A 15,557-nucleotide genomic window follows, 5' to 3' on the forward strand; every position below is an offset into this window, starting at 1 on the left:
GCGCCCCGCGCCCCGCGCCCCGCGCCCCGCGCCCCGCGCCCCGCGCCCCGCGCCCCGCGCCCCGCGCCCCGCGCCCCGCGCCCCGCGCCCCGCGCGAGATCGTGCTCGATCCTGGATGTAGCGGCCTTGGGGCGGGAGGAGACCACTACAACCAGGATCGAGCGTGATCTTGGGGCGGGCGGGCGAGCGGCCGGGCGGGCGGTCCGTGTGCCATGGGCGCCGGGATGCCGCGGGGAGGTGGCGGTGAGACGGCGGGTGGGCGGCGGTCAGGTGGCCGCGTCGCGCTGGCCGGGTGGGCGGTGAGCTGGGCGGGTAGGCTCGCTGGTTGGGCACCCACACCCCGGGTGACCAGCGGCCGCCCGACCGGGCGGCCACGAGCGGGGCCACCTGACCGGGCGGCCACGACACGGCCGGATCCCGCACGACGGGACGACGGCGAGGAAGCGCAGCCATGATCAGTGTTTTCGATCTCTTCAGCGTCGGCATCGGGCCGTCCAGCTCGCACACCGTGGGGCCGATGCGGGCCGCTCGCACCTTCGCGGCCGGGCTCAAGGCCGACGGGCTGCTCACCGACACGACGCGGGTGCAGGCCGAGTTGTTCGGCTCACTGGGTGCCACCGGGCACGGCCACGGCAGCGACCGGGCGGTGCTGCTCGGGTTGGCCGGTGAGGCGCCGGAGACGGTCGACACGGACACCGTCGGCCCTCGGGTCGAGCGGATCCGGGCCGAGCGGCGGATCAGCCTGCTGGACGCGCACGAGATCGACTTCGACCCGGGCCGGGACCTGACCCTGCACCGCCGCCGGTCGCTGCCGTACCACCCGAACGGGATGACCTTCGTGGCGTACGACAGGGCCGGTGCCGAGCTGCGCAGCCGTACCTACTACTCGGTCGGTGGCGGCTTCGTGGTGGACGAGGCGGCTGCCGGCGCGGACCGGATCAAGCCAGACAGCACCAAGGTGCGGTACCCCTTCCTGACCGGGGCGCAGCTGCTGGAGGCGACCACCTCGAGTGGCCTGTCGATCAGCGAGGTGATGCTGGCCAACGAGCGCTCCTGGCGCAGCGAGGCGGAGATCCGGGCCGGCCTGCTGGAGATCTGGCGGGTGATGCGGGAGTGCGTGGAGCGCGGCTGCGAGCGGGACGGCGTACTCCCGGGTGGGTTGAAGGTCCGGCGGCGCGCGGCGGAACTGCGGCGCAGCCTGGAGGCGGACACCGGGACCACGGACCCGCTGCGCGTGATGGACTGGGTGACGCTGTTCGCCCTCGCGGTGAACGAGGAGAACGCCGCCGGCGGCCGGGTGGTCACCGCGCCGACCAACGGCGCGGCCGGGATCATCCCGGCAGTGCTGCACTACTACACCCGGTTCGTGCCGGGTGCCACCGACGATGGCGTGGTGCGGTTCCTGCTGGCGGCCGGGGCGATCGGCGTGCTGTTCAAGGAGAACGCGTCGATCTCCGGCGCGGAGGTCGGCTGCCAGGGTGAGGTCGGTTCGGCCTGCTCGATGGCCGCGGCGGGGCTCGCCGAGGCGCTGGGCGGCACCCCGGAACAGGTGGAGAACGCCGCCGAGATCGGGATGGAGCACAACCTCGGCTTGACCTGCGACCCGGTGGGTGGCCTGGTGCAGATCCCCTGCATCGAACGGAACGCGGTGGCTAGCATCAAGGCGATCACGGCCGCCCGGCTGGCGCTGCGCGGCGACGGGGTGCACGCGGTGTCGCTGGACAAGGTCATCAAGACCATGCGGGAGACGGGCGCCGACATGAAGGTCAAGTACAAGGAGACGGCGCGCGGCGGACTGGCCGTCAACGTGATCGAATGCTGAGTCTGGCCGACTCGGGGCATTCGTTCACCGACTGCTAACCTGTCGTCCGTTTCAGGAGGCGGGAGGCTGCGGTGACCTCTGGCGTCGCGGCGTTGTGGTCGCACCGCAACTCGCTGCGAATCCTGGTCAGGCGCGATCTGGCGGTCAAGTACCAGCAGTCAGTGCTGGGCTATTTCTGGTCGCTGATCGAGCCGCTGGGTATGGGCGCCATCTACTGGTTCGTCTTCGGCGTGCTCTACTCCCGGGACACCGGGCGGCACCTCGGCGAGGCGGCCGGGTCGTACCCGCTGTTCCTGATCACCGGAATCTTCGCCTGGATGTGGACCAGTTCGGCGCTGAGCGAGGCGACCAACGCCCTGACCGGCCAGTCCCGGCTGATCACCACGATGAACGTGCCGCGCCAGGTCTTCCCGATCGGCCGGGTCACCGGCCGGTTCGCCGAGTACGCGGCCGGCCTGCCGATCCTGATCGCCATTGCGGTGATCTACGTAGCGCACGGCCGGATCCACCTGGGCTGGTCGCTGCTTTCCCTGCCGCTGGCGGTGGCCGTCCAGGCGGTCCTGCTGGTGGGGGTCGCGCTGTTGCTCTCCGCGTGGAACGTGCTGATGCGCGACGTGGAGCGGCTCATGCGGCTGATCATTCGGGTGCTCTTCTACGCCACGCCGATCATCTATCCGCTCAGCCTGGTCCGGGAGTCCGGCCTGCCCGGATGGTTGAAGGTGCTGTACGAGCTGAACCCGCTGGTCGGGATCTTCCAGCTGCACCACGCGATCTGGTACCCGGACGAGTTCCCGGACGCCCGGCTGCTCGCCACCACGGTCGCCGTCAGCCTGCTGGTGCTGGCCGCCGGCTGGTGGTCGTTCCGCCGGTTGGAACCCGCCGTGCTCAAGGAACTCTGAATGGGCGCGCCGATCATCGAGGCAGACGGCCTGGGCATCCGGTTCGTCCGCAACCGTCGCCGCCAGTTGCGGCTGCGGGAGCTGTTCATCCACCGGGGTGGGCGCGGTGCCCTGCCCGGCCAGTTCTGGCCGCTGCGCGACGTGTCGTTCACCGTCGAGCCGGGCGAGACCGTCGGGGTGATCGGCCGCAACGGCACCGGCAAGAGCACCCTGCTGCGGCTGATCGCCGGAGTGCTCATTCCGGACGAGGGCAGCATCCGGGTGCACGGCGCCGTGGCCCCGCTGCTGGAGCTCTCCGCCGGTTTTTCCAACGACCTGACCGGGCGGGAGAACCTGCACCTGGTCGGTGGGCTGCACGGACTGTCGACGGGCTATCTGAAGCGGCACTTCGACGAGATCGTCGAGTTCGCCGGCGAGCAGGTGGAACGGGCCATCGACACGTCGGTTCGGCACTACTCGTCGGGGATGAAGGTGCGGCTCGGTTTCGCGATCATCTCGCACCTGCCGCACCCGATCCTGCTGATGGACGAGGTGACCGCGGTCGGGGACGCGGAGTTCCGCAAGAAGTGTTACGCGACGATTGATCGTCTGCTCGGGGAGGGGCGCACGCTCGTGCTGGTGTCACACAACGAAAAGGACCTGACCCGGTTCTGCCGTCGGGGGTTGTACCTCGACGCGGGCCGGTTGACGCTCGACGGCACGATCGCCGAGGCGCTCGACGCGTACCACGCCGCGGTCCCGCGGTGACGGTCGCGATCGTGCTCGCCGCCGGGACGCCCGCGGCGGGCCTGACCACCGCGACCGGCGAGCCGCTGGCCGACCGGCTCGCCGCCCAGTTGCGCCGGGCGGGGGCGGACGAGGTGCGCTTCGCCGCCAACCTCGACGAGTTGGCCGCGCTGGCCGACTCCGCCACCGGTCCGCTGCTGGTCACCGGCACCGACCTGGTCGCGCACACCGCCGTGCTGCGGCACCTGGCCACCAGCCCGGTGGGGCCGACGGTGGCGCTGGTGCTCGGTGACCCACCCGTGCCCGGGCGGACCGCCGTGCGTGAGGAGCGCGGCCAGATCGTCGACGCCGGCGCGGTGGACGCTCTCGACGGCGACGCCACCGGCGTGTTCGGCGGCGCGCTGCGGGTCGGCGTGGACGACCTGCCGAACCTCGCCGCCGCTGCCCGGGCCGCGGCGATCGGCCTGCTGCCCATCGCCACCCCGCTCGGCCCGGTCGGGGACGTCGCGCCGTTCGAGCCCGCCCGCAGGACGGGGCGGCCCGACGCGGGCGAGCGTCCCGCGCCGGTCGCGGCCGGTGGCCCCGGGTCCGCCGTGGACCGGCTCGTCGCGGGTCTCGCCGCGCTCGGCACCCTGATCTTCGCCCAGCGGGTACGCCTGCTCGTCGCGCACCGGGTCGACGACGCGGCCGGGCTGGCCGCGGCCGAGGCTGCGGTGACCGCGGTCGACGAGGACCGGGCCGAGTTGCGGCTGTCGGTGAAGGAGAAGGACGACTTCTTCTCCACCTACTTCGTCAGCACCTGGTCGCCGTACGTGGTCCGGCTGTCGGCCCGGCTCCGGCTCACCCCGACCGGGGTGACGGTGATCTCGGTGCTCTTCGCGTTGGCCGCCGCGGTGCTGTTCGGGGTCGGCGGTCGACCCGCGCTGGTCAGCGGTGCCGTGCTGCTCTACCTCGGCTTCGTGCTGGACTGCGTCGACGGCCAACTGGCCCGCTACACGCGGCACTTCAGCGCCTGGGGTGGCTGGCTGGACACGATGGCCGACCGGGCCAAGGAGTACCTGGTCTACGCCGGGTTGGGCTTCGGGGTGAGCCACGCCGGGCTGGGCAACGGCTGGGCGTTGGCGATCGCCGCGATGACGTTGCAGACCGTCCGCCACATGACCGACACCTGGTACGGGGTGCTGCACGACGAGGCGGCTCGCCGGCCACGGGCGGCGACGGGTGCCAGCGGTGGGATCGGTGACCGGTTGAACGCCGCGTCGACCCGGGTGCAGGCGGACACCGGCTCGCTGTCGTACTGGCTGAAGCGGACCGTGGTCTTTCCGATCGGCGAGCGGTGGGCGCTGATCGCGCTGACCGTGGCGCTGTTCAACCCGCTGGTCAGCCTCATCGCGGTGCTGGTCTGGGGTGCGCTGGCATTCGCGTACACCGGGGCGTTGCGGACGCTGCGGGCCCGCTGGATGTGGGTGCCGGTGCTGGACACCGTCGATGCCACCCTGCACCGCGACGACGGTCCGTTGGCCCGCCGGTTGCCGGTGGTCCGCCCGATGGGGCCGCTCACCCTGGCGGTGATCGCCGCGCTCGGCTCGGCGGCGCTGCTGGTCGCGGCGCTGCTCACCGACGTACCCGACGGGCTGCGCTGGGCGGTGCCGGTGGCGCTGCTGGTGCTGCTGGTCGGCGGCCTGGGCTCCGGGGCCGCGCACAACGGCCCGCTGGACTGGCTGGTGCCCGCCGCGCTGCGGGCCGCCGAGTACCTGTTCGCGATCGCGGTCGGGGTGGTCGGCGGGGCGCCGGGGTGGCTGATCTTCGGCTACGTCTTCGTGCTCACCGTGCACCACTACGACCTGACGGCCCGGCTGGAGAAGCGGCAGGCGGCACCACCGCTGCACCCGGCCACGCTGGGCTGGGAGGGACGCTCGGTGCTGCTGGCCCTCGCGGCGATTGCCGGAATCGTGAGTATCGGCATGGCTACACTCGGTACGTACCTTCTCGTGGTTTTCGTGGCGAGCGCCGTCCTGGCCTGGTTCGTCCGGCCGGCCCGTAGCGCGCGGGCGTCGGCCGCGCCGGTGGGCGCGGGAGGGGCCGCGCCGCGCTGACGGAGGGACGGCCGGATGACCCTGATCAGTTTCGTGGTACCGGCCTTCCGGGTGCAGGGATACCTGCGCGAGTGCCTCGACTCGATCCTCGGCCAGCCGGAGACCGACCTCGAAGTGATCGCCATCGACGACTGCTCACCGGACGCCAGCGGCGAGATCATCGATGAGTACGCGGCCCGCGACCAGCGGGTCCGGTCAGTCCGGCTGCCGGAGAACGTCGGCCTCGGTCCGGCCCGCAACGTCGGGCTGGACCGGGCCGTCGGCGAGTACGTGTGGTTCCTCGACGGCGACGACTGGCTGGCACCGGAGTGCCTGCCGGAGGTGGCCGAGCGGCTGCGAGCCACCCGGCCGGATGTGCTGCTGGTCGACCATGTCCGGACGCACTGGAACGACACCGTCACCCGGAGCGCGATGGCCGAGGTGTTCCCGGAGTCGCCCGGTGCGGCCCCCTTCCGGCTGCGGGAGCGGCCGGAGGCGATGCGGCTGCTGCACACCGCGTGGAACCGGCTGGTCCGCCGGGAGTTCCTGGTCGAGTTGGGTCTGCGCTTCGCGCCCGGCTGGTACGAGGATGTCTCGTTCAGCTACCCGGTGCTGATGGCGGCGCAGCGGATCGGCGTACTCGACCTCGTCTGCGTCAACTACCGGCAGCGCCGCGCCGGTGCGATCACCCGGACCCGGGGTGACCGGCACTTCGAGGTGTTCCCGCAGTGGCACCGGGTCTTCCACCTGATGGATTCCTGGGGGCCGGCGGTGGGCGCCCTGCGCCCCGCGGTCTTCGAGCGGATGATCTGGCACTACCTGACCGTGCTCGGCAACGGCCAGCGGATCGCCCCGGAGCTGCGGCCCGCCTTCTTCGCGCAGATCACGGCGGACTACGCCCGTTGGCTGCCGGACGGCGGCTACCCGGTGCCGGACGGGGTGGAGGGGATCAAGCATCGGCTGGTCGCCGCCGGCCGCTGGCGGACGTTCAGCGCGTTGCGGACCGCCAGCCGGACCCGCGACGTCGCCCGCCGGAAGGTCCGTACCGCGCGACGCCGGGTCGGCCCGGCGGCCCGGCGCGGCGCCCGGCTGACGCGGGACGGCCTGCTGTACGAGTACTACCGGGCGGAGCTGCGCCGGCCGGTGGATCCGACGCTCGCGGTGTACGCGGCCTACTGGTACCGGGGGTACGCCTGCAACCCGGCGGCGATCTACGAGGTGGCCCGCCGGCTGGCGCCGGGGGTGCGTGGGGTGTGGATCGTGCGCCGGGACCGGGTGGACAGCGTGCCGGCCGGGGCGGAGTACGTCATCGCCGGCACCCCGGCCTACTACCGGGCGCTGGCCCGGGCCCGCTGGCTGGTCAACAACGTCAACTTTCCGGACTTCGTCCGTAAGCGGCCGGAACAGGTGCACGTGCAGACCCACCACGGCACGCCGGTCAAGGTGATGGGGCTGGACCAGCAGCGCTATCCGATCGGGGCGGGCCGGATGGACTTCGCCGGGCTGCTGCGCCGGGTGGACCGCTGGGACTACAGCGTCAGCGCGAACAGCTTCTCCACCCAGATGTGGGACCGGGCTTACCCGGCCACGTACACCACCCTGGAGGTCGGCTACCCGCGCAACGACCGGCTGGCCACCGCCAGCCCGGAGGAGGTGCGCCGACTGCGTGCGGAGTTCGGCCTCGGCCCCGACGAGCAGGTGGTGCTGTACGCCCCGACGCACCGCGAGCATCTGCCCGGCTACCGGCCGCCGTTCGACCCCGACCGGTTCGTCGACGCGCTGGGTGACTCCGGCCGGCTGCTGATGCGCAGCCACTACTTCCATGACCGGGATCGCCGCCCCCGCCGGGCGGTGGACCGGGAGCGGGTCCGCGACGTCAGCGGCTACCAGCGGGTGGAGGACCTCTACCTGATCGCCGACGTGCTGGTCACCGACTACTCCTCGGCGATGTTCGACTATGCGGTGCTGGACCGGCCGATCGTGCTCTACGCCCCCGATTGGGAGGCGTACCGGCTGGCCCGGGGGGTCTACTTCGACGTCACGGCGGAGCCGCCGGGCGCGGTGGCCGTCACCTTCGCCGACCTGCTCGACCTGTTCCGTACCGACGCGCTGCGCTCGGACGCGGCGGCCAAGGCCCGCGAGCATTTCCGGGGACGGTTCTGCGCGCTGGACGACGGGCGCGCGGCGGAGCGGGTGGTGCGCCGGGTGTTTCTGGGCGAGTCGGTGGGGCTGTCGCCGCGCTGTTGATCGCGTTCGGCGCCGGCCCTGTGTCGCTTAATTGCAGCGTCATCGATCGAACATGAGACGTTCACCCGATGTGCTAATTCAATGATCCTGGTCACAGTCTTGTGGGGTTCGGTCGACGAGCTGGGGGAGGAGACGGTGACCACCGTCGCGCTCAAGGATGTCACCAAGATCTTCAAGGACGGCACATTGGCCGTCGACAGCATCAACCTGGACGTGAACGACGGCGAGTTCATGGTGCTGCTCGGCCCGTCCGGCTGCGGCAAATCCACGGTGCTGCGGATGATCGCCGGGCTGGAGGATCCGACCCAGGGCGCGGTGCTGCTCGACGGGGAACTCGCGAACGACCTGCCACCACGGGATCGGAAGATCGCCATGGTCTTCCAGGACTTCGCGCTCTATCCGCACATGACCGTCGGCGACAACATCGCGTTTCCGCTGCGGCTGGCCGGGGTGGAGCCGGAACCGCGGGGTGAGCGGGTCAGCGACGTGGCCAGCGCGCTGGGCATCGGCGACGTGCTGGCCCGCAAGCCCGGCCAACTCTCCGGCGGGCAGCGGCAGCGGGTCGCGATGGGTCGGGCGATCGTCCGCCGACCCGGGCTGTTCCTGATGGACGAGCCGCTGTCCAACCTCGACAGCGGGCTGCGCGCCGAGCTGCGCGCGGAGATCTCGGGCCTGACCCGGGAGTTGGGCGTCACCACCGTCTACGTCACCCACGACCAGGCCGAGGCGCTCACCATGGCCGACCGGGTGGCCATCATGCGTCGCGGCGTGCTCCAGGACGTGGGCACCCCCACCCAGGTGTACGGCCGGCCGGCGACGCTCTATGTGGCCGCCTTCCTGGGTAGCCCGCGGATGAACCTGCTGGAGGCGTCGGTCTACGTCCACCTCGACCGGTACGTCACGCTCAACCTCGGCGATCAGTCGCTCTACCTGCCCTGGAACGACATCCGCAGCCGGGCGATCGCGCACTACCACGGTGAGCGGATCGTCGTCGGCATGCGGGCCGAGGCGCTCACCCCGGTCTCCCCGGACAGCCCTGGCGACGTGCTGCGTGGTCGGATCCGCTACCTGGAGCACCACGGGCACGAGTCACTGGCGTTCCTCGACATCGGGGCGACCGCGATCGTGGTCGACGAGATGGGCACGCGGCTGGACCCGGCGCCGGTGGGCCAGCGCGGCCTGCGCCGGTTCGGCTCGGTGATGCAGCGGCTCACCGGCAAGCCCGTGGAGGCGGAAGACGTGGCGGGTGGTGGCACCCGGACCAGCGTGCTCCCCGATCCGGGCCGACACCACCGCAGGCCGGCGGAGCTGGCGGTGCGGCTGGCGCCGTACCCGGCGGTTGCCGCCGGCCACGCGCTCGCCGTCTCGGTCCGGATGGACGCGCTGCACTTCTTCGACGAGCGCGGAGCCCGGATCGACGTGGGGTGGCGTTGACACCACGCCGGAGCGGGGTGGCGGAGGCGCCACCCGGTGTCCTACCGTCTGCGCACCCAGTCCACTTTAAAGACCACCGAGAGGGGTCCACCCGTGTCGGGTGATCGTCCCAGCCCGCTCGTCATCGAGCGCATCCTGCGCGACCGGCAGGGCATCTGGCAGCAGATCGTGGCCGAGCGTGACTTGAACGCGATGACCGGGCGGATGCTGGCCAGCTCCGCCATCGCGCTCGCCTGTTACGGTGCGGTGCTGGGCGCCTTCCACAGCCCGCTGATGGCGCTGACCTCCGCGCTGAAGCTGCCGCTGCTGTTCCTGGTCACGCTGGCCATCTGCCTGCCCACGCTCTACCTGTTCAACCTGGTCTTCGGTGCCCGGCTCTCGGTGCGCCAGTCGCTGGCGCTGGTGATGGTGGCGATCACGGTCACCTCGATGCTCGCGGTGGCGTTCGCGCCGATCAGCCTCTTCTTCCTGATCACCGCGCCCGACTACGGCTTCTTCAAGCTGCTCAACGTGGCGATCCTGACCCTGTCGGCGCTGGTCGGGCTGCGTTTCCTGACCGGTGGCATGCAGGTGCTCAACGACCACGGCCTGCTCGCCCCGGAGGCGGCCCAGGCCCAGGCCCAGGCCCAGGCTCAGGCCCCGGCGCAGGCCGCGCCGGCCGCCGTGCCCGCAGGCACGGCGCCCGCTGCCGCCCCGGTGGCTGTCCAGGTCGCCGAGCCGGTGGCCGTGCCGGCCGGAGCGGCGGCGGCCGGGTCGGCCGGTGCGGTCCCGAACGGCGCCACCCCCGACGTGGCTTCGCCCGCCGCGCAGGTCCCGGCCCAGGTCCCGGCGCAGGTCCCGGCCCAGTGGGCCGGGCAGCCGGCCGTCGCTTCCTTCCCGCCCGGCATGCTGCCGCCCGGTTACGCGCAGCCGCAGCGCCCGTGGGGCAACCCGCCGGCACGGCGCGCCGAGCCGACGCAGCGGCCGGCCAGCATGACCCTGCTCTACATCTGGATCCTGCTCTTCGGCTTCGTCGGCACCCAACTGGCCTGGACGCTGCGCCCGTTCTTCGGCGACCCGGGGCAGGATTTCGCCTTCTTCCGCAGCATCGACGGCAACTTCTACGCGGAGATCCTGCGGACCATCGGCAACCTCTGACGACCCTTGCCGATCACGCAGGCGTGGTGGGCCTGCTGCTGGGCGCGGCCGGCGACTTGATCCTCAGCCAGCGGTTGACGAACCGCTGGGCCGGCCGCTCCCAGAGGAAGTGGCAGGCGGTCGCGACCGCAGTGATGAAGACGACGAGCAGGGTCATCTTGGTGAAGTAGGCCATGAAGCTGTCGTCCACCCACGACGCTGCACCGACCACCTGCATCAGCGGGCGATGCACCAGATAGAAGGCGAAGGAGACCTCGCCCAGAAACACGACGAGCCGGGTGCTGAGAAAGCGGCCGAGCGCGGACTGGGGATACTGGCTCAGGCCGAAGAAGAACAGCACTCCGGGGAGCATCCACATCGCGTCGTAACTGGCGTAGTAGTGGGTCCGGCCGGGCCACGCCATCAGCAGCAGGGTCGCCGCGAGGGGAAGCCAGGTGAGCAACGGTGACAGCACCCGGTCCCGGGCGGCCGACGCGGGCCGCGACCGCTTGGCCTGGCGGAGGAGCAGTGCCGCCACCATGCCGAGCGTGAAGTCCCCCAGGCGGGTGGCGGGTGTTCGGTAGAGCCACCGGTGCGCACTGAACGGGTTCGTGGCGGGCAGACCGTTGCGGAAGTGCTGGAACAACGCCGCGAGTACGAAGGCCGCGACTATCGCCGCCACGGCCACGGCGAGGAGAGCCTTGGCGTTGTTGGCGATCGGGCGCAGCGCCAACACCAGTAGCGGGAAGCAGGCGTAGAGAAAGAACTCGACGCCGATCGACCAGCCCGGTGCGTTGATGCCGTACGTGACGACGAGCGACGGATGCCAGGACTGCAGGGCGAGGACCTGGATGAGGAACCGACTCACGTTGGAGTGGTCGTCAACGGCCAGCCAGACGACGACGAGGACCAGCAGATAGAGCGGGTAGACCCGGGCCAGCCGACCGATCAGGTAGTTCCAGGTGCTGCGGGGGGTCGGCCGAGTGGCGCCGTCGAAGTAGTTCAACGCGATGACGAACCCCGACAAGAGAAAGAAGAAAGTGACGCCGTTGCTGCCCGCTCCCATGATCCGGCGGACCGGATCCGGCAGCGAATCGTGCGCTGCCGAGTGATGAAAGAAAACAGCGAGAGCAGCGAACCAGCGCAATCCGGTCAAGGCGGGGATGTGTAGCTTTTGTGTGATGGCTGCGGGCGTCGACGTCATTCATTCCTCCAGTTCCGCGCCAGGTTATAGCACTCTGCGCTGCCCCGACCGCCCTCCGGGAGGCGCTCTGATCAGGCGTATAGCCCACAGATTCCGGTGCGGGAACACCGGTTGTTCGCCGGCTGTTCACGTGATTCGGCTTGCCGCATTCGACAATTTTCGTGTGCGCCGAGAGGGCTAGTGGAAATGGGTGATCCGCTGGTGGCCGGCGAATGTTCGAACAATGAACACCGGCCGAACCCACGCCGGCCTTGCCCCGGCAAGTTACCCGCGAGTAGCGTCAGGGCATGACCATCGACTCTCGCCAGGTGGCGGCCGGCCTGCTGGAAGCGGTGCCGTTCGCCCGTACGCTCGGTTTCGAAATCGTCGAGGTGGCCCCCGAGGCGGAGGGCGGGGTGCGGGCAGTCGTCCGGCTCCCCGACTCGCCGGCCACCCACAACCACGTCGGCGGGCCGCACGCCGGGGCCATGTTCACCCTCGGCGAGACGGCCTCCGGCGCGGTGGTGCTGGCCGCCTTCGGGCAGCTGTTGGACCGAGCCGTGCCGCTCGCCGTCCGGGCCGAGATCGCCTACCGCAAGCTGGCACTGGGGCCGGTGCTGGCCACCGCGCGGCTCGGCCGGCCGGCTCTCGAGGTGATCGAAGAGCTGGAGTCCGGCCAGCGACCCGAGTTCCCGGTCGAGGTGGAGATCGCCACCGAGGACGGCACGCTCACCTCGGCGATGACCGTGGTCTGGACGCTGCGGCCGCAGTGAGCCGCGCTGGCGGCGGCGGAAACGGGGTTTGGCGGCCTGGCTGGGTGGTTAGATTCGTAGCGTGCTGGGCCTACCTGCTCATGTGACCGCCTGTCTCTTCGATCTGGACGGTGTGCTGACGCAGACCGCCCGGGTGCACAACGCCGCCTGGACGCGGACGTTCGACGAGTTCCTGCAGCAGCGGGCCACGGCGACTGGTGAGCCGTTCCAGCCGTTCGATCCCGGCGCGGACTACAACCACTACGTCGACGGCCGGCCCCGCGCCGACGGCGTCCGGTCGTTCCTCGCCTCCCGCGGGATCGTGCTCCCCGAAGGCAGCCCGGACGACCCGCCGGACGCCGACACCGTCAACGGCGTCGGCAACCGCAAGAACGTCCTGCTGCTGGAGCGCGTGCGCAGCTCCGGTGTCGAGGTCTACCCGGGCTCGGTGCGCTACCTGAAGGAGGCCACCGCCGCCGGGTTGCGTCGGGTCGTGGTGACCGCGAGCGCCAACGGGCGCGAGGTGGTCGCCGCCGCCGGGCTGGAACCACTGCTGGAGGCGCGGGTCGACGGGCTGGTCGCCCGGGCGCAGGGGCTGCGTGGCAAGCCGCACCCGGACACCTTCCTGGCTGGGGCCAGACTGCTCGGCGTCGACGCGACGCAGGCTGCCGTCTTCGAGGACGCGCTGTCCGGGGTGGCCGCCGGCCGGGCCGGCGGCTTCGGCTATGTGGTCGGCGTCGATCGGGTCGGGCAGGCCGACGAGCTGCGCGCGCACGGCGCCGACATCGTGGTCAAGGACCTCGCGGAGCTGCTCGAAATGGGCGACGCCGACCCGTCGGCGGCACGCCCGGCCGGAGAGCGGGGTCTCGCGTGATCCGGGAACGGGCCTATCCGGTCGAACCGTGGCACGTCCGGGAGACCCGGCTGGACATGGACGTGCTGGCCCAGTCGGAGTCGGTCTTCGCGCTCTCCAACGGCCACGTCGGGCTGCGCGGCAACCTCGACGAGGGCGAGCCGCACGGCCTGCCCGGCACGTACCTCAACTCGTTCTACGAGCTGCGCCCCCTGCCCTACGCGGAGGCCGGCTACGGCTTCCCCGAGTCCGGGCAGACCATCGTCAACGTCACCAACGGCAAACTGATCCGGCTGCTGGTCGACGACGAGCCGCTCGACGTGCGCTACGGCGAGCTGCTCGCCCACGAGCGGATCCTCGACCTGCGGGCCGGCACCCTGCACCGGGAGTTGCACTGGCGTTCGCCGGCCGGCCGGGAGGTCAAGGTCCGCAGCACCCGACTGGTGTCGTTCACCCAGCGGTCGGTCGCCGCCATCAACTACGAGGTGGAGGCCGTCGACGGCCCGCTCCGGCTGATCGTGCAGTCCGAGCTGGTGGCCAACGAGACGCTGCCCGCGCAGAGCAAGGACCCCCGGGTCGCCGCGGTGCTGGAGTCGCCGTTGCAGGCCGAGGAGGAGCTGACCACCCCGGACGGTGGGCAGCTGATCCACCGCACCAAGGTCTCCGGGCTGCGGGTGGCCGCCGCGATGGAGCACGAGGTGCACGGGCCAGACCGCACCACCATCGAGTCCGAGGGCTACGAGGACTGGGTCCGCACCACGATCGGCTGCGTGCTCAAGCCCGGCGAGAAGCTGCGGGTGGTCAAGTACCTGACGTACGGCTGGTCGAGCCGGCGGTCGCTGCCCGCCCTGCGCGACCAGGTCGGCGCGGCGCTGGCCGGGGCCCGGCTGGACGGCTGGGACGGGCTCTGCCGGGAGCAGCGCGGCTACCTCGACGAGTTCTGGGACGCGGCCGATGTGCGGGTCGACGGGGACCCGGAGGTGCAGCAGGCCGTCCGGTTCGGCCTCTTCCACGTGCTCCAGGCCGGTGCCCGGGCCGAGCGTCGGCCGATCGCGGCGAAGGGGCTGACCGGCCCCGGCTACGACGGGCACGCCTTCTGGGACACCGAGATGTTCGTCCTGCCGGTGCTCACCTACACCCAGCCGAGCGCGGTGCGCAACGCGCTGCACTGGCGACACAGCACGCTGGAGCAGGCCAAGGAACGGGCCGAGACGCTCAACCTCAAGGGTGCCGCCTTTCCCTGGCGGACCATCGAGGGCCCGGAGTCCTCCGGGTACTGGCCGGCCGGCACCGCGGCCTTCCACATCGCCGCGGACATCGCCGACGCGCTGCGGCGCTACGTGCTGGTCACCGGGGACACCGAGTTGGAGCAGGAGATCGGGCTCGACCTGCTGGTGGAGACCGCCCGGCTGTGGCGCTCGGTCGGCCACCACGACCGGCACGGGCAGTTCCACATCGACGGGGTCACCGGCCCGGACGAGTACACCGCGGTGAAGAACGACAACCTCTACACCAACCTGATGGCGCAGCGGAACCTGCTCGCCGCCGCCGAGGTGGTGATGCGCTACCGGGAGGCGGCGTTCCACCTCGGGGTCACCGACGAGGAGGCGGCGAGCTGGCGGGACGCGGCCACCTCGATGCACGTCCCGTACGACGAGGAGCTCGACGTCCACCAGCAGGTGGAGGGTTTCACCCGGCTCGAGGAGTGGGACTTCGCGCACACGCCGGCGGAGAAGTACCCGCTGCTGCTGCATTACCCGTACTTCGAGCTGTACCGCAAGCAGGTGGTGAAGCAGGCCGACCTGGTCCTGGCTATGCACTGGCGGGGGGACGCGTTCACCCCCGAGCAGAAGGTGCGCAACTTTCTCTACTACGAGCGCCGGACCGTGCGCGACTCGTCGCTGTCGGCCTGCACCCAGGCCGTGCTCGCCGCCGAGGTGGGCCATCCCGAGCTGGCGCACATCTACCTGCGCGAAGCCGCGCTGATGGACCTGCACGACCTCAACGAGAACACCCGGGACGGCGTGCACATGGCCTCACTGGCCGGCGCGTGGCTCGCCCTGGTCGGAGGGCTCGGCGGGTTGCGGGACCACGACGGTGAGCTGTCGTTCGCGCCTCGGCTCTCCAGCCGGCTCAGCCGGCTGGAGTTTTCCCTCCAGTGGCGCGGGCTGGCACTGCGGGTGGACGTCCGGCCGCACCAGACCACGTACTCGCTGCGCCACGGTGGGCCGGACGATGTGGTGGAGTTGCGCCACCACGACCAGCTGCTGCGGGTCACCTTCGATGAGCCGGTCACCGTGCCGGTGCCGTCGGCCGACCCGTCCGGGCCGCCGCCGGAGCAGCCGCCGGGCCGGTCGCCGCTGATGCGGTTGCCCGAGCACGAGCAGTGACGGCCGGGGCGGGAGTGATCCCGCCACGGCCGCCACCTGACGGGCCGGTGCCCGCCCGGT

11 protein-coding genes are annotated in these 15,557 nt (G+C 71.4%); 10 read left to right on the plus strand and 1 reads right to left on the minus strand.

Going from position 1 to position 15,557, the window contains the following annotated elements; all coding sequences use genetic code 11:
• Window positions 1-451 precede the first annotated feature (451 nt).
• The 7 genes from ABZV00_RS05235 (at window position 452) to ABZV00_RS05265 (ending at window position 10,340) form a co-directional block, all read left to right on the plus strand.
• Entirely contained in the window at window positions 452-1,822 is a 1,371-nt protein-coding gene (locus tag ABZV00_RS05235; RefSeq protein ID WP_355602034.1) for an L-serine ammonia-lyase, read from the plus strand.
• Between the two features lie 71 nt (window positions 1,823-1,893).
• Window positions 1,894-2,721, plus strand: a complete 828-nt coding sequence (locus ABZV00_RS05240; RefSeq protein WP_355602036.1) for an ABC transporter permease — start codon at window positions 1,894-1,896, stop codon at window positions 2,719-2,721.
• Window positions 2,722-3,468 (plus strand): ABC transporter ATP-binding protein, encoded by a 747-nt coding sequence (locus ABZV00_RS05245; protein WP_355602038.1) that lies wholly within the window; start codon window positions 2,722-2,724, stop codon window positions 3,466-3,468.
• Window positions 3,469-3,509: 41 nt separating this feature from the next.
• The gene (locus ABZV00_RS05250) at window positions 3,510-5,543 is read left to right on the plus strand and encodes a DUF5941 domain-containing protein (protein WP_355602575.1); all 2,034 of its coding nucleotides are present in this window, start codon (window positions 3,510-3,512) and stop codon (window positions 5,541-5,543) included.
• Window positions 5,544-5,558: 15 nt separating this feature from the next.
• Window positions 5,559-7,769 carry a bifunctional glycosyltransferase family 2 protein/CDP-glycerol:glycerophosphate glycerophosphotransferase gene (locus ABZV00_RS05255; RefSeq protein ID WP_355602040.1) on the plus strand — a complete coding sequence of 737 codons (2,211 nt, stop codon included), beginning with the start codon at window positions 5,559-5,561 and terminating at the stop codon, window positions 7,767-7,769.
• 81 nt (window positions 7,770-7,850) lie between these two features.
• Window positions 7,851-9,203, plus strand: a complete 1,353-nt coding sequence (locus ABZV00_RS05260) for an ABC transporter ATP-binding protein (protein ID WP_355602042.1) — start codon at window positions 7,851-7,853, stop codon at window positions 9,201-9,203.
• Between the two features lie 93 nt (window positions 9,204-9,296).
• Window positions 9,297-10,340: a hypothetical protein gene (locus ABZV00_RS05265; protein ID WP_355602044.1), complete on the plus strand. Its 1,044-nt coding sequence runs from the start codon at window positions 9,297-9,299 to the stop codon at window positions 10,338-10,340.
• Between the two features lie 13 nt (window positions 10,341-10,353).
• Here the strand turns inward: ABZV00_RS05265 and ABZV00_RS05270 are convergent, their stop codons facing one another.
• Window positions 10,354-11,523 (minus strand): acyltransferase, encoded by a 1,170-nt coding sequence (locus ABZV00_RS05270; RefSeq protein WP_355602046.1) that lies wholly within the window; start codon window positions 11,521-11,523, stop codon window positions 10,354-10,356.
• A gap of 287 nt (window positions 11,524-11,810) precedes the next feature.
• On the opposite strand from ABZV00_RS05270, the gene ABZV00_RS05275 reads away from it, so the two are divergent.
• The 3 genes from ABZV00_RS05275 to ABZV00_RS05285 all read left to right on the plus strand — a co-directional run bounded on the left by ABZV00_RS05275 (window position 11,811) and on the right by ABZV00_RS05285 (window position 15,497).
• A complete protein-coding gene (locus ABZV00_RS05275) occupies window positions 11,811-12,275 on the plus strand; it encodes a DUF4442 domain-containing protein (protein WP_328422908.1) in 465 nt (154 codons plus the stop codon).
• 61 nt (window positions 12,276-12,336) lie between these two features.
• Window positions 12,337-13,128, plus strand: coding sequence for a beta-phosphoglucomutase family hydrolase (locus ABZV00_RS05280; protein WP_355602048.1), 792 nt, complete (start codon window positions 12,337-12,339; stop codon window positions 13,126-13,128).
• Entirely contained in the window at window positions 13,125-15,497 is a 2,373-nt protein-coding gene (locus ABZV00_RS05285) for a glycosyl hydrolase family 65 protein (RefSeq protein ID WP_355602050.1), read from the plus strand. Before ABZV00_RS05280 ends, ABZV00_RS05285 begins: the two co-directional genes overlap by 4 nt.
• The last annotated feature ends 60 nt before the right edge of the window (window positions 15,498-15,557 follow it).

This window comes from Micromonospora sp. NPDC005173 (assembly GCF_040608515.1).
Lineage (GTDB): Bacteria > Actinomycetota > Actinomycetes > Mycobacteriales > Micromonosporaceae > Micromonospora.

What these genes read in the sequence shown, in the direction of transcription:
- ABZV00_RS05235 (WP_355602034.1), top strand. Translation starts at nt 452, where the DNA reads ATGATCAGTGTTTTCGATCTCTTCAGCGTCGGCATCGGGCCGTCCAGC.
- ABZV00_RS05245 (WP_355602038.1), top strand. Translation starts at nt 2,722, where the DNA reads ATGGGCGCGCCGATCATCGAGGCAGACGGCCTGGGCATCCGGTTCGTC.
- ABZV00_RS05255 (WP_355602040.1), top strand. Translation starts at nt 5,559, where the DNA reads ATGACCCTGATCAGTTTCGTGGTACCGGCCTTCCGGGTGCAGGGATAC.
- ABZV00_RS05260 (WP_355602042.1), top strand. Translation starts at nt 7,851, where the DNA reads ATGATCCTGGTCACAGTCTTGTGGGGTTCGGTCGACGAGCTGGGGGAG.
- ABZV00_RS05270 (WP_355602046.1), bottom strand. Translation starts at nt 11,523, where the DNA reads ATGACGTCGACGCCCGCAGCCATCACACAAAAGCTACACATCCCCGCC.
- ABZV00_RS05275 (WP_328422908.1), top strand. Translation starts at nt 11,811, where the DNA reads ATGACCATCGACTCTCGCCAGGTGGCGGCCGGCCTGCTGGAAGCGGTG.